Source organism: Exiguobacterium sp. s138 (assembly GCF_018618775.1).
Classification (GTDB): domain Bacteria; phylum Bacillota; class Bacilli; order Exiguobacteriales; family Exiguobacteriaceae; genus Exiguobacterium_A; species Exiguobacterium_A artemiae.
Genome location: NZ_JACSMW010000003.1, coordinates 26,641 through 40,317, shown reverse-complemented (window position 1 = coordinate 40,317; position 13,677 = coordinate 26,641). Strand labels below are relative to the sequence as shown.

At 46.7% G+C, this 13,677-nt stretch carries 16 protein-coding genes; 10 read left to right on the top strand and 6 right to left on the bottom strand.

Features of this window, described 5'->3' with window-relative positions; genetic code table 11:
- The first annotated feature begins 11 nt into the window (after positions 1–11).
- Together pulA and KNP91_RS07465 are read left to right on the top strand one after the other, a co-directional pair.
- Complete coding sequence (pulA, locus tag KNP91_RS07470; RefSeq protein WP_214767110.1) at positions 12–2,171, top strand: type I pullulanase; 2,160 nt, start codon at positions 12–14, stop codon at positions 2,169–2,171.
- Positions 2,172–2,222: 51 nt separating this feature from the next.
- Positions 2,223–3,026 (top strand): phosphotransferase family protein, encoded by an 804-nt coding sequence (locus KNP91_RS07465; protein ID WP_012371132.1) that lies wholly within the window; start codon positions 2,223–2,225, stop codon positions 3,024–3,026.
- An 82-nt stretch (positions 3,027–3,108) separates the two neighbouring features.
- Here the strand turns inward: KNP91_RS07465 and budA are convergent, their stop codons facing one another.
- The 3 genes from budA to KNP91_RS15900 all read right to left on the bottom strand — a co-directional run bounded on the left by budA (position 3,109) and on the right by KNP91_RS15900 (position 5,798).
- Positions 3,109–3,822: an acetolactate decarboxylase gene (gene budA / locus KNP91_RS07460; protein WP_214767112.1), complete on the bottom strand. Its 714-nt coding sequence runs from the start codon at positions 3,820–3,822 to the stop codon at positions 3,109–3,111.
- A 16-nt stretch (positions 3,823–3,838) separates the two neighbouring features.
- Positions 3,839–5,533, bottom strand: a complete 1,695-nt coding sequence (gene alsS, locus KNP91_RS07455) for an acetolactate synthase AlsS (RefSeq protein ID WP_012371130.1) — start codon at positions 5,531–5,533, stop codon at positions 3,839–3,841.
- Positions 5,534–5,696: 163 nt separating this feature from the next.
- A complete protein-coding gene (locus KNP91_RS15900; RefSeq protein WP_413230418.1) occupies positions 5,697–5,798 on the bottom strand; it encodes a cytochrome bd oxidase small subunit CydS in 102 nt (33 codons plus the stop codon).
- A 173-nt stretch (positions 5,799–5,971) separates the two neighbouring features.
- Here KNP91_RS15900 and trmB point away from each other — a divergent pair, with 173 nt between their 5' ends.
- Both trmB and KNP91_RS07445 read left to right on the top strand, forming a co-directional pair.
- Positions 5,972–6,613, top strand: a complete 642-nt coding sequence (gene trmB, locus KNP91_RS07450; protein WP_012371129.1) for a tRNA (guanosine(46)-N7)-methyltransferase TrmB — start codon at positions 5,972–5,974, stop codon at positions 6,611–6,613.
- 115 nt (positions 6,614–6,728) lie between these two features.
- A complete protein-coding gene (locus KNP91_RS07445; protein ID WP_012371128.1) occupies positions 6,729–7,244 on the top strand; it encodes a hypothetical protein in 516 nt (171 codons plus the stop codon).
- 73 nt (positions 7,245–7,317) lie between these two features.
- Here KNP91_RS07445 and KNP91_RS07440 read toward each other — a convergent pair whose 3' ends face one another.
- A complete protein-coding gene (locus KNP91_RS07440) occupies positions 7,318–7,674 on the bottom strand; it encodes a DUF1304 domain-containing protein (protein ID WP_012371127.1) in 357 nt (118 codons plus the stop codon).
- 59 nt (positions 7,675–7,733) lie between these two features.
- The gene (locus KNP91_RS07435; RefSeq protein WP_012371126.1) at positions 7,734–8,036 is read right to left on the bottom strand and encodes a PepSY domain-containing protein; all 303 of its coding nucleotides are present in this window, start codon (positions 8,034–8,036) and stop codon (positions 7,734–7,736) included.
- A 120-nt stretch (positions 8,037–8,156) separates the two neighbouring features.
- Here KNP91_RS07435 and KNP91_RS07430 point away from each other — a divergent pair, with 120 nt between their 5' ends.
- Positions 8,157–9,227 (top strand): M42 family metallopeptidase, encoded by a 1,071-nt coding sequence (locus KNP91_RS07430; protein WP_214849454.1) that lies wholly within the window; start codon positions 8,157–8,159, stop codon positions 9,225–9,227.
- 133 nt (positions 9,228–9,360) lie between these two features.
- Positions 9,361–10,374, top strand: coding sequence for a PTS sugar transporter subunit IIC (locus KNP91_RS07425; RefSeq protein WP_214767114.1), 1,014 nt, complete (start codon positions 9,361–9,363; stop codon positions 10,372–10,374).
- 103 nt (positions 10,375–10,477) lie between these two features.
- Here KNP91_RS07425 and KNP91_RS07420 read toward each other — a convergent pair whose 3' ends face one another.
- Positions 10,478–10,768, bottom strand: coding sequence for a hypothetical protein (locus KNP91_RS07420; RefSeq protein ID WP_214849452.1), 291 nt, complete (start codon positions 10,766–10,768; stop codon positions 10,478–10,480).
- 124 nt (positions 10,769–10,892) lie between these two features.
- Between KNP91_RS07420 and KNP91_RS07415 the strand changes: the two genes are divergently transcribed.
- Genes KNP91_RS07415 through KNP91_RS07400 form a run of 4 tightly spaced genes read left to right on the top strand, consistent with a single transcriptional unit; the run spans position 10,893 to position 13,649 of the window.
- Positions 10,893–11,201: a thioredoxin family protein gene (locus KNP91_RS07415; protein ID WP_012371122.1), complete on the top strand. Its 309-nt coding sequence runs from the start codon at positions 10,893–10,895 to the stop codon at positions 11,199–11,201.
- Positions 11,202–11,255: 54 nt separating this feature from the next.
- Positions 11,256–12,053, top strand: a complete 798-nt coding sequence (locus tag KNP91_RS07410) for a DUF1444 domain-containing protein (RefSeq protein WP_012371121.1) — start codon at positions 11,256–11,258, stop codon at positions 12,051–12,053.
- Positions 12,054–12,106: 53 nt separating this feature from the next.
- Positions 12,107–12,715: a YtpR family tRNA-binding protein gene (gene ytpR / locus KNP91_RS07405; RefSeq protein ID WP_214767118.1), complete on the top strand. Its 609-nt coding sequence runs from the start codon at positions 12,107–12,109 to the stop codon at positions 12,713–12,715.
- Positions 12,716–12,752: 37 nt separating this feature from the next.
- Positions 12,753–13,649: a hypothetical protein gene (locus KNP91_RS07400; RefSeq protein WP_214849450.1), complete on the top strand. Its 897-nt coding sequence runs from the start codon at positions 12,753–12,755 to the stop codon at positions 13,647–13,649.
- Positions 13,650–13,677: the final 28 nt, after the last annotated feature.

Genomic DNA, 13,677 nt, shown 5'->3' with positions numbered 1-13,677 from the left:
CGCGTAAACAGATGATAAATAATGAATCGGAAACGCAACAAGTCAGATTGTATTCAGTTGAGTTCGTGACATTTCAAACCATCTTAATGGAAACCGAAACACCGTTTGGACAAGGTGAGTTTTCGCTCGTCTGTGATGGTGAGCCGATGGACTACTCCATCGAAAATCGGGAAGATATGGACGGAACAATCAAACTGACACTGCTGCTCGACCGGGCGGTTGAATTGGAACGCTGTTATGAAATCATCTTACCCGATCAGGAACGAGTCCGCGTGCTGCCAAATCGGATTGTACAGACGGCAGGATTTGATCGTAAATACAGTTATGAAGGACCTTTGGGTGCGGTCTATGAAACCGACATGATTTCCTTATACGTCTGGTCCCCGCTGGCTGAACGGTTGGAATGTATCCGCTACGATCAAGACGGTGTCGAAAGGGACAGCCGGGACTTTGAACGGCAAGAACGCGGCGCGTATCGGTTAGTGGTTCCCCGTTCATGGGAGAACAGCCTGTACCGTTACCGGGTCACGACGTATCAAGGAACAGAGGAAGTTGTTGATCCTTATGCCAAGGCTGTCAGCGTAAATGGACAATTCGCGGTTCTGCTTGATGTCGAGCAAGAAATCAACCGACAGTTTCCTCACCGGCAAAAACGGCCGTTGTTAATCAAACCGACAGATGCCATCCTTTATGAAGCACATATTCGGGATTTCACGATTGATCCTTCTTCCGGTTCTCATTATCCCGGACAATACCTCGGTATGACGGAAACAGGGACCGTATCACCGGAAGGACGCTCGACAGGCATCGATTATTTACTGGACCTCGGTGTGACCCATCTCCAACTGTTACCGGTTCATTTGTTTACGACGACGGAAGAAGTGAGCCGCCTTCCTTACAATTGGGGATACGATCCTGTTCAGTGGTTTTCACTGACAGGCTGTTATGCCAGCGATCCAATCGATCCAAAGGTCCGGATTCTTGAGTATGTCGGGATGATTGAACGGCTTCATGCAGCGGGAATTCGAGTGACGTTTGACGTAGTCATGAATCATGTCTACATCCGGGAACGGTCAGCGCTCGAATACCTGGTGCCGGGCTACTATTTCCGCTATGAAATGGACGGAACACTTGCCAATGGAACTGGAGTCGGGAATGACACCGCATCGGAACGGTTCATGATGCGACGGATGATTGTGGACTGCCTGACCTATTTTGCAGACATTTTTCATGTGGACGCCTTTCGTTTCGATTTGATGGGCATTCATGATATTGAGACGATGAATCATGTCCGGTCAGCATTAGATCATATTGATCCGACCATTCTTGTGTACGGCGAAGGATGGGACTTGGCGACACCATTACCGCAACGTCAAAAGGCAATCAGTTCAGTCGCTTCACAAATGCCGCGAATCGGTCATTTTAATGATGTTTTCCGGGATGCTTTAAAAGGCTCGACGTTCAATGAAACAGACTGTGGTTTTGTATCGGGCAACGGTTGGTGGGAAGGGGAAGTACGCAACGGAATGGCCGGCAGTATCACGTTGAATGGTCAGACGACGGGGCGTTTCCCTGAGCCGACGTATTCGATCAATTATGTGGAAGCACATGACAATCACACCTTGTACGACAAGTTGACACTCGCCCGGCCGGACCTCGATGAAACGACACGGTTACAGATGAGCCGACTGGCCCAAACGATTATATTTTTATCAGCCGGCATCCCGTTTCTTCATGCCGGACAAGAGTTCGGCCGAACGAAACAAGGCGTCGAGAACAGCTATAATGCACCTGATGCGATTAATCGGGTGGACTGGACGTTACGGGACCGCCAGGCACAGATGGTCGAGTATTTAAAAAACATCTTGCAAATCCGTCGGATGCACGGTGGATTCCGGTTGCACCGAGCTAACCAAGTGCAGGAACTGATGCATTTTTTGCCGATGCAACCTGGAGTCATCGCATACGAAGTAGGGGCTATTCATTCCTACGATGCCTGGCAACGGACGCTTGTCGTGCATAATGTGACGTCTGAGAAGATTGATATCGCGCTGGATCATCCTAAATGGAATGTGCATGTTTATGGTAACGAAGCATCTATCACACCGATTGAGAAGGGTGTTTCGCAGATCACGGTCCTTCCGTTGTCAACAACGATCGCCACATGTTAAGATAATCATTGTGCCTTAAGGCAAATCTACTAAAAAGTTGAGCGGATTATAATGGAATTAGATATTTTAGATGCGCTTGGCGAAGGCTGGACCCTTACGCCAGCAGGCGGAATTACGGGAGAAGCATACATTGCCTCAACGGGGCAGTCAAAACTCTTTTTAAAACGAAACTCCTCGCCATTTTTGGCGATTTTATCAGCGGATGGTATCGTGCCGAAGCTGCTTTGGACAAAGCGGATTTACAGCGGAGATGTCATCAGCGCCCAGCAATTCATCGAAGGTCAAGAGTTGGAACCGGAAATGATGGAACGGCCGGAAGTCGCAAGGTTGCTCGGAAAGATTCATGATTCGAAGGAACTGTTGTTCATGTTACAACAATTGGATCAGCGTCCGATCGAACCGGATGAACTCTTGCGGCAGTGTCGTTTATATTTTCAACCTGCTGAACTGGCACAACCGGAATTGATTGAACAGGCCATCGACTATTTGTCCGAGCGGTTACCTTACGTCCGGACAGACGAGCAAGTCGTCTGCCATTCGGATTTAAATCATAATAACTGGTTGGTCGGAACAGACGGACATCTGTATCTTAATGATTGGGATGATGCGATTATCGCAGATCGTGCGTATGATCTGGGGATGATGTTATACAGTTATGTCGATGAAGAGTGCTGGCCAGAATGGTTTGCGCATTACGGACATCCGTTGACGAAAGATTTGAAACAACGCATGTACTGGTACGTCGTGGCGCAAGCAGTACTCTCGATTTACTGGTATGAAGATACAATGCATCCTGATGCAACAGAGAGTTATCTTTTTTTAGCGCAATTGCTGGAAATGGAACAGGAAGATTAAAGCGGCGATCTGTTCAAGACAAGAATTTTAAAACACTAACGAAAAACGTGCGGACACAAGTGATTCTGTGTCCGCACGTTTTTTAGCCTTCGGCAATTTGGATTTCTTTTTCGATATCATGACTTTCAAGATCAGCTGTCCGGTACGCTGCTGTCGTCGGCAAACGTAAGTCCAACTTTGGTTTTTCCTCGAATGTAACGGTTACGTCTTGTACCGTATAGTCGAAGACATGTCCGCCACCGCTTCGTTCTTGATCGATGAAATGAAGATGGTAGCCGGCGACTGCGATTCCATGACCAAACCGGGGTGTGAAATAACCGGCTAACGTACCGTCGATGTGTTCGAATGTCCGGGCGCTTTGTGTCGCGACGGCTTCAGTGATTGGACGGAATGGTTTTTCCTGCCGAGCGACGGTTCGTGTCTTGACCTCGGAAAATCGTCCTTCAATCCGGACGGCGTAAAAGCTGTTGGTCGTACCAAGCTGTTCACTTAGCCAGTGTTCAAAATCAGCTTTAGACATCGTTTGCTTCACGGACAACGACTGTTCGGGAACGAATCGCGTAAGAGAACAGAACGGAGTTGTCGTTTTGGGATCGAGCGGACGGGCGCTGCCGTCCGACCGCAGTTGATAAAAGGAACCGTCAAAACCAATCATTTCCCCGTCGAGATGGTCGAATGTACCGATTCCGAAATCATAACCGGAAAGAATCGATTCGTAGCGTGTTTCACTTTCGAATACACCGTCGAGTAAGGCCATCATTGTCGAAATCTGAAGTAATGTATCGTCATGCTGCATCGCTTTCATCTCCTTATCAGTTCAATTGATCCAAGTGTACCTCTTTACCGAGTGTAATGTTATCGCTGTAGTCGATCGGAACATCCACGATGACAGGTCCCTCTGTTTGCCATGCTTCTTCCATGACCGAGATGAGTTCGGACGGATGATTGACACGGAGTCCTTTTGCGCCGAAGCTTTCAGCGTATTTTACTAAATCGACTTCTCCGAACGAGGTACCGGATTTCCGTTTGTATTTCATTTCCTGCTGGAATGCTACCATATCAAACCCGCTGTCCCGCCATACGAAATGGACGAGCGGAGCATTCAGGCGGACTGCCGTTTCCAGTTCCATGGCGGAAAAGAGGAATCCACCGTCGCCGGAAATCGAGACCGCTTTTTTACCCGGACGGACGAGCGTCGCGGCGATTGCCCAAGGTAATGCGACACCAAGTGTCTGCATGCCGTTGCTGAACAAGAGATGACGAGGCTCGTACGACCGGAAGTGACGTGCCATCCAGATGTAATGCGATCCGACATCTACTGTGACCGTGACGTCGTCCGCGATTTGTTCGCGTAATGTTTTCATGAAGTAAAGCGGATGAGTCAGTGGTGAGTCCTTCACGATTGGCGGGATGTCCCGTTCTTCCAGACGTTGTTGAAGACCGTGTAAAAATTCAGTTGAGCTTGCCGGAAGTGTCAATGCATGCAAACGTTCTGATAACGCATTGATGGTTGCTGCAACATCACCGACGAGTTCCCGGTCCGGACGATAGAAGTGATCGATTTCGGCCCGCATCTGATCAAGATGAATCAATGTCCGCTCGTGAGACGGTTGATTCCAGAATTTCGGATCATATCCGATTGGATCGTATCCGATCGATAAGACGAGATCGGCTTCAGCAAGCAAGGCGTCTCCCGGTTGGTTACGGAAAAGACCGACCCGTCCGTAAAAATTAGATTCAAGCTCGCGTGACAACGTACCGGCGGCCTGGAATGTCTGAACGACCGGGATCGACACGCGTTCGAGCAAAGCACGGATGGCCTGAACGACACGCGGTTGACTCGAGCGCATACCGAGTAACAAAACCGGTAACTTCGCTTGTTCAATCAGGGTAGCCGTCTCATCAATCCATTCTTCTGGAGCGATTCCGAGTTTAGGTGCTTCGACCGCTTTGAACGAAGTGACGTTCGCTTCATTTAATCCGACATCCTGCGGAATGCTGACAAAAGCGGCACCGGACGTCGTTTCCGCTGTCCGGAAAGCATTGGATAAGACTTCAGGGATATTGTCGGCATCTTGAACTTCAGCGCTGAAGTTGGTAATCGGTTTGAACAGTGCCTGGTTATCCATCGATTGGTGGGTCCGTTTCAACCGATCGGCTCGTGTGACGGCACCGGCAATCGCGACGACAGGGTCACCTTCCGAGTTGGCCGTGACAAGACCGGTCGCGAGATTGGAAGCACCGGGTCCTGACGTGACAAGTACCACGCCGGGTTTGTCCGTCAAGCGGCCGATTGCTTGTGCCATGAACGCGGCATTCTGTTCATGACGTGCGACGATCAGTTCCGGTCCCCGGTCCTGCAGAACATTAAAGACAGAGTCAATTTTCGCTCCAGGAATCCCGAAGATATAGTCGACACCCTGTTCGATGAGGGTATCTACGACCAAATCGGCTCCTGTTTTCTTCTGTACTAAGTCATTTGAATCACTGTTTTGTTTTTCTTTCATTACAATTCTCCTTTTCTACCAGTAGTTTTGGTTGTTCGATAGCTGTAATATAAAAACTGTTTCGTGAAAAGTATACATCTGTTTCAATGAGAAACCAAGGTGAATCCTTCAGAAACTAAAAAAGACACCTTGTGATCAACACAAGATGTCTGCCGCTAACTGTTTATTCCGCATTCACTTTTCCGAACGTCGCCCAGACGAAAAGAGCCGTTACACCCATGACGAGAACGATCGGAGAACCCCACGCAATCAAGAAGTCTTCCAACATTAAAACCTCCTTTAGGAATCATCGTACTGTAAGTGTAGTAGATTGCTCACTTATTCTCAAGTGACGATCTGCTGAACATTCTTTTGGGAGAATGAAGAACATCTTATATATTTACCCGAATCATGATAAACTTATCTGCGGATAATTTAAGAATCGAAAGGATGAGCAGTATGCGTTTACGTCACAAACCATGGGCACTGGATTATATGAAAGAGCAATCCTCCATCTATATAGCAGACCCGTCGACTCTAAAAGGAAACTGGTCGAATGAATTTAAGAATGAGAATCCGATTTACATCGAAGTCGGATCAGGTAAAGGCGCCTTCATCACAGGGATGGCAAAACAGTATCCGGAGGTCAACTTCGTCGCAATCGAACTGTTTGAGAGTGTTGCAGTCGCCATCGTTCAAAAGATGGTGGAAGAACCGCTTGCTAACGTCCGTGTCTTGACGGTCGATGCCAAAGACTTGCGTGACTTCTTTGAAAAAGGAGAGGTGGCCCGTGTTTATTTGAACTTCTCCGATCCGTGGCCGAAATCACGGCATGCGAAACGCCGCTTGACGTACAAAACGTTTTTGGCAACCTATGAAGATATTTTACCGGAAAAAGGGCAGATTCATTTCAAGACGGATAACCGGAAATTATTTGAATCAAGTCTGATGACGATGTCTGCTTACGGGATGACATTTGATTGGATGTCACTTGATTTACATGCCAACGAGCCGGAAAATAACGTCAGAACGGAATACGAAGAACGATTTTCAGCAATGGGTCAACCGATTTATCGGATGGAAGCAACGTATACAAAATAATTTAGACAAAAAGTTTTCTTATTTTCCTAGCATTTCTTTCACACTTTTTTCTTATTAATTGGTACAATGTTGTTGACTGAAGAACTGTATTTACAGGTAAAGGGGGAAATTGGGGATGTGGCAAAAAAGCTTAGCCTTCGTAACGGCACTCTTTCTCGCATTGAGTATCGGACAATCGGTATTCGCTGCGATTGATACGTCATCTATGCAAAAAGCACTTGACGAGGATTTGAAGAGTACACATTACGACTATAAAAAAGGTTCTGTAGAAATTGAAGATCCAAAAACATTCACTGGTGAAAAAGGTGAAAATATTATCGGTGGAATCGCGGTAATCGAGACAGTTCGTGATGGAATCTTCATCACGATCAAACGTGAAATTCATTTCTACAACGCAGACAGCGGTAAATTACTTACAAGCGCAGATGCGGCTAAAGTAAAAGGCGTCAAAGAATACATCGACAGCAACTCGGATAACCTGCACCAAAAGGTGGTTTACTGGTTGCCGATGTTACTGATGTTATTAATCATTGCAGTACCAGCTATCATGCTATACGTTGTTGTACCGCGTCTGTATTCAACAAGTGAATACATGAACCCGATCTACGAACGTAATGATAACCCGCGTTAATCTTTTATGAATTAAATGAAAATCCCTTTTCTACCCGAATTACCGGGTGCGACAAGGGATTTTTTTGATGAATTCAGACGAATAAGACGAGTAAAAAAGCAATGATGGCCGGAAGCCCTTGTTTGAAAAGAATTGAGGTGTTGGCAGTAGCTGCACCATACAGAGCGGCGACGATGACACAACCGAGGAAATACAATTGGACCGCTGAGGAATCAAGGATCAGCCCGAAAATCAGACCAGCGGCAAGAAAACCGTTATAAAGACCTTGGTTGGCAAACAGTGTTCGGATCTGCGGATTGGAGACGGCTTCTTCGGTCAGACCGAATGTACGCCGGGCAGATTTTGATGACAGGAAAAACATTTCAAGTGCCAGAATATAAAAATGTTCCACGGCGACTATTAAAACGAAGAGAGTAGCGAGTAAAGACATGTCGAGTGTCTCCTTTCTGAAAAAAACCATACTTCGTCGATCGAAGTATGGTCCGTCTATTATGCGTATTCGAGTAAAGCACCTGTTTCCGCATCAACTGTGAATTGATACGTTTTTTCATCGTCACCTTCAAGGACCGAGATGCCACCTTTGTAGCTTTGGTAGTCACGTGACTCGTATGCGTACGCCTCTGGTGTTGCAGAGATCCATGCACCTTGGACACGTCCTTTTGCTGAAAATGTGCGTTTCGTGATTTCGAGCGCTTCCTCGGCAGAGAGTTGTTTGTTGTCGACAGCCTTCTTGACTGCGAAAGCGGCAACGACCGCTGCTGCGAGACCGATAATCCAATAGCGTTTTTTCATTAAAATTCCCCTCCTTACAGGTTCTATTCCTACTGTACCAAATAATCCGTCCAGTGAGAAACAAAAGGTTAAGTGATTGAAGCAAAATTTTGTATAATGAATGAACAGGAGGGGATACATATGAATGAAAAAACAAGAGACTTGTTTCGAACATTGACAGAATTGAACGGTGCACCCGGGTTTGAACATGATGTCAGACGCTTTGTGAAAGAACGGATTACACCGGTGACGGATGAAATCGTCATGGACGGTCTTGGTTCAATTTTCGGAAAACGCACGGGTCAGGCGGATGGTCCGAAAGTTATGGTTGCCGGTCATATGGATGAAGTAGCTTTCATGGTCACACAGATTACGAAAAACGGGATGCTCCGGATTCAACCGCTCGGTGGCTGGTGGAGTCAGGTTCTGCTTGCACAACGTTTTTCGATTTGCGGCGATAACGGGATCATTCCCGGTGTCATTGCGTCAACACCACCACATCTGCTGACGGATGAAGTCCGGAATAAACCGATGGCGATCAAAGATATGTTCATCGATGTCGGGGCAGACTCAAAAGAAGAAGCGGAATCCTTTGGTATTCGTCCGGGTATTCCGGCTGTCCCGTTTTTCCCGTTCACACCGATGGCGAACCCGAAAAAAATCATGGCCAAAGCATGGGACAACCGCTACGGCGTCGGGATGGCAATTGAGTTGTTGGAAGAAACGACAGCAGCGGATCATCCGAACGTCTTATTCTCAGGTGCAACGGTTCAAGAAGAAGTCGGCTTGCGCGGTGCACAAACGTCCACCAATCTGATTGATCCGGATGTTGCTTTTGTCGTCGACGCCTCACCGGCCAACGATGCTTCAGGAGATAAAACGGAATTCGGTCAGCTTGGTCAAGGACCGTTGTTACGTATTAAAGACAGCGTCATGATTTTATCGAAAGAAATGACGGATTATGTGCTCGATACAGCGGAATCGAACAATATTCCGTATCAATATTACGTCGGAGCAGGTGGAACGGACGGAGGCGTCATCCATCGTTCGAACAACGGAATTCCAACGACGGTCGTCGGTCTTCCGGCACGTTATATCCATACACATGCTTCAATCATGCACACGGATGACTATGATGCGGCAAAAGAATTACTGAAGAAACTGGTCACGCAACTGGATGCGACGACACTTGCGACGTTACAAATTAAATGAACGTGATAGAAGAGGGGATCGTTGCGATCCTCTTTTTTGGTTTCAACTGTCTTGTCAGATGAAAAACAAATGTATGACCTTTTTTTAGAGTTTGTTATAATGAATCTGATTTTAAACAGAAGGAAGTGGCAGCTTGTTAAAAAGAAAAGGAATTTTACTCAGTCCGAAAGTATATTTTATTACGGTACTCAGTTATATGGCATTAGGATTATTCAGTTCTTTGATTATGGGACTAATTTTAAAGACGATTGGTGAAGGGTTAATCACAAAAGGAATCGATGCGGAAATACTCGTCACGGTCGGGCAGCAGGCTATCGCACTGACAGGGCCGGCAATCGGAGTAGCGGTTGCCTTTGCGCTCGAAGCTCCGCCGCTTGTCTTGTTTTCAGCCGTTGCGGTCGGTGCCTTTGGTTACGAAGCGGGAGGTCCTGCCGGAAGTTACGTGGCAGCCGTCATTGCGACCGAAATCGGAAAACTGATCTCAAAAACGACGCGACTCGATATCATTTTGACGCCATTCATCACCTTGCTCATCGGTTTTGTGAGTGGAAAATATGTCGGAGCTTGGATTGGAACGCTGATGACCGATTTAGGGGAAATCATCCGGTGGGGAACAGAAAGAGAACCTTTAGTCATGGGGATTTTTGTAGCGACCGTCATGGGTCTCGCTTTGACGGCTCCCATCTCGAGTGCAGCTCTCGGAATCATGTTAGGTCTGGATGGACTGGCAGCCGGTGCTGCAACGATCGGCTGTGCCGCACAAATGATCGGTTTCGGTGTCATCAGTTATCGCGATAACGGGATTGGGGGTTTCATTGCCCAAGGAATCGGCACGTCGATGTTACAAGTGGGTAATATCATTCGAAATCCATGGACGATTGTCCCGCCGACACTGGCGGGCGCACTGCTCGCACCGTTCGCGACCGTTTTATTGACGCTCGAAAGTAATGCTGAAGGATCGGGTATGGGGACAAGCGGACTGGTCGGTCCACTGATGATGCTAAAAACGATGGGATTCGAAGGCGAGTACTACTTAGCGGTTTTCGTATTGTGTTTCCTGGCACCAGCACTGATCAGTTATTTGATTTACCGTATCCTCCGTCGCATGGGACGGATTAAAGACGGGGATCTGAAAATCGAGTATTGATGAACAAATTTTTTCGAAGAGTAGATAAGCAAGGGTGGCAGATTATCATTCTGCCACCCTTGCTTTTTTGTAGAGAATGACTCAAAAGTCAGTCCCTTCATGTTCACAGTGAAAAGCCGAACGCACTGGAGTAAAAACTGGTGAAAAAGACATACAAGTATAAAAGATAGAGCGGAATCAAATACCGCATCCGAACGATCGGCAATTTTCTGGCGAGCCGTTTCCCGATTGCTTCGAGCAACATGATGATGGCAAATCCGATTACAAGAAGGATCAGGATTTGAGGCAGGCTACGTTCGGAATCGATAAACGAATAGCCGTACCGGAGACAGCTTGTCATGCCGACAAAACCAACAAATCGTTCAAAAGGATGCTTAACAGGTTGATCAGTCATAATAATTTCCTTTCAGGACATTTTCTAGTTGCAGTATAGCAAACAGAGCACGAAAACGCACAGAAACATTCGAATATGCTATGATGGAGCCAATGAAAAAGCAAGTATTGAAGGAGTGTAACAGATGAAAAAATTAGAATCGAAAGAACAATTTGATCAAGCGAAAAAAGAAAAATCGATTTTCCTCTTTTCAGCGGATTGGTGCCCGGATTGCCGGTTTTTAGATCCCTTCATGCCGGAAATGGAACAGACGTTCAGTGAATTTAATTTTTATTACGTCGACCGCGATCAGCACATTGAAATTGCCCAGGAAATGGACATCTTCGGAATTCCGAGCTTTGTTGCGTATCGTGAAAATGAAGAAACGGGTCGTTATGTCGGGAAAGAACGAAAAACACCTGAACAGGTGACCGCATTTTTAGAAACAGTCTGAAACAAAAGCGAGCGCTGACTCGCTTTTTTTAATAGGAAAGGATGAAATGGATTCATGGAACTACAACAAATTCGCCGCCTCGTTACGGAGGCATTTGATACCACTCAATATACAACGTATTTCGATCGGGAAAAATCGGTTCTCCGCATCGAACGCAAACAGGATCGGACAGGAGTCGATCTGGGATTGAATCCGCTTGTAGCGAAAGCAAAGCGTCGCGGTGTCATAGCGGTCGAAGAGACGATCGAATACATTAAAGCCGTTTTGGAGCAGACGGAACCGGTTTCGCTGATTGGTCATGAACAACGGGTCTTCCCTGTCATTCGGGCAAAATCTTTTGCCGATGAGACGAAAGATGGCAAAAAAATCATCAGTACACCACATACCGGTGAAACGAAAATCATGTACGCGCTTGATTTAGGGGCTACGTACCGGTTGATTGACGAAGAATTGTTGAATCAAGCAGGATGGACGACCGAACATTTGTCAGAGGCAGCGCGGTTTAATTTAAAATCACTCGAAGCGCCGTTTAAGATGGATGAAGTGGCCGGGAATATCTTTTATTTCTTGAGTACGGGTGACGGCTACGAAGCGAGTCGTGTCTTAAACAAACAATTATTGAGCGATTACGCTGAAAAAATGACAGGAGAGTTTGCTGTCGGAATTCCGCATCAGGACGTGCTGATCTTTGCTGACATTCGAAACGACGCGGGATACGATGTTCTGCAACAATTGATGTTTGACTTCTTCACGAACGGACGGGTTCCGGTAACGGCACTTCCTTTCATGTACGAAGAAGGCAGACTCGAACCTGTCTTCGTCCTTGCAAAAAACAAGCATCCGAAAAGCTGAATAATCTGCTACAATAGGCATTGTGAGAAAGTTTGAAGGGAGTCATGGATTGCATGAATGTTTTTTATAATAAAGAAGGTGTCGGAGACGTCTTGATGGTCATCTTAGCAGATGCACCCCGCGCTGAAATCACTGCCGAAAGAAAAGGCGATGTAGCAACGATTTTCCATGGCGAAGACGTAATTGGCTATAACATCTTCGAAGCATCAAACCAGTTTGAATTAAATGCTGTAGGACCGGTCGACTTGACACCGGAAATTGTTGAAACGATTCAACGCGTACTAGGAGAAAATGGAATCAATTTTGAAGCACGTGAAATTGATTATTCACCTAAATTCGTCGTCGGATTCGTAGCATCTGCCGAAAAACATCCAGATGCGGACAAGTTGTCGGTTTGTCAGGTAGAGGTGGATGGTCAGACACTGCAAATCGTCTGCGGGGCACCTAATGTTGCCGCCGGACAAAAAGTAGTCGTCGCTAAACCGGGGGCGGTCATGCCGTCCGGATTGATTATTCGTCCTTCCGCTTTACGTGGAGTGGCTTCTAGCGGAATGCTTTGTTCTGCCCGGGAACTGGCATTGCCGGATGCACCGCAGGAAAAAGGAATTCTTGTACTCGAAGATACCGCGAAAACGGGGGAAGCATTTTTAATCGGTCGATAATTCGGCCGATTTTTTAACAAGATGGAGGGGTGAGGGAATGAGCAATCGTTATGAGCAGTCGTTAAAGGAACAAGCAGCACGGATTCGACGTGAATTAGCAGGCGAAAAAGAAACGAAACCCGTCGAACGTCCCAAAAAAGAAGAACGTGAAGATCGATTCGTGTTGACGGATGTTCCATCGCCTATTTACGGATTCCAACGACCTAAAAAGCAACGGTCGATCCAAGAGGAAATCCATTCGGACGAATCTGAAGTCGATGTTTCAAGTGTACATGAAGAGGAAAAGTCATCAGAAGAGTCGCTTGAACATGAGACAGAGGAATTGAACGAAGGGTCGCGGATCGAGACGATGGAACAGACGGATCTAACCGAAGCGGATGCTGGCTTAGTACCGATGACAGATTCAGAGATTCTCGTTCCGGAACCGTCGATTGAAGAAAATTCTTCGCCGGAGGATATTGTCGAAAATCAAGTCGAAGCACAAGCGTCAACAGAAACTCTTCTTCCTGAAGAAGAAGAGGATGCAGTTGAAGAAGCAGAAAATCCGGGTGCAGAAGAAACGGACAAAGAAGATACGGTAGAAGAAACAGTTGCAGAAGAAACCGACAAAGAAGAAACAGTGGAAACGCAAATCGAAGCGACTCCTGAGGTTCCTTTAGCAGATCAGACGGTACAGGAAGAAACAGAAACCATTCCGTCCTCAACAGATATGGTACACGTGGATTCTCAGATGGAAGAACCGCTCTCTGCCGACGACGCTTCAGTTGATGAAATGAAGCAAGTAGTTGCAGTGGAAACAGAACCGACGGCAAACCAGTCGATTCAAATCAAAAAGCCGGTCGGTCCGCCGGTAAACGTCGTGATGACGACGAAGGACTTGATGGCGATGTATCGTGCACGTCGGGAACAAAATAATTTACATGGTAAAAAATAAGTCGGTTTGCTATAATGGTACAGGTTTT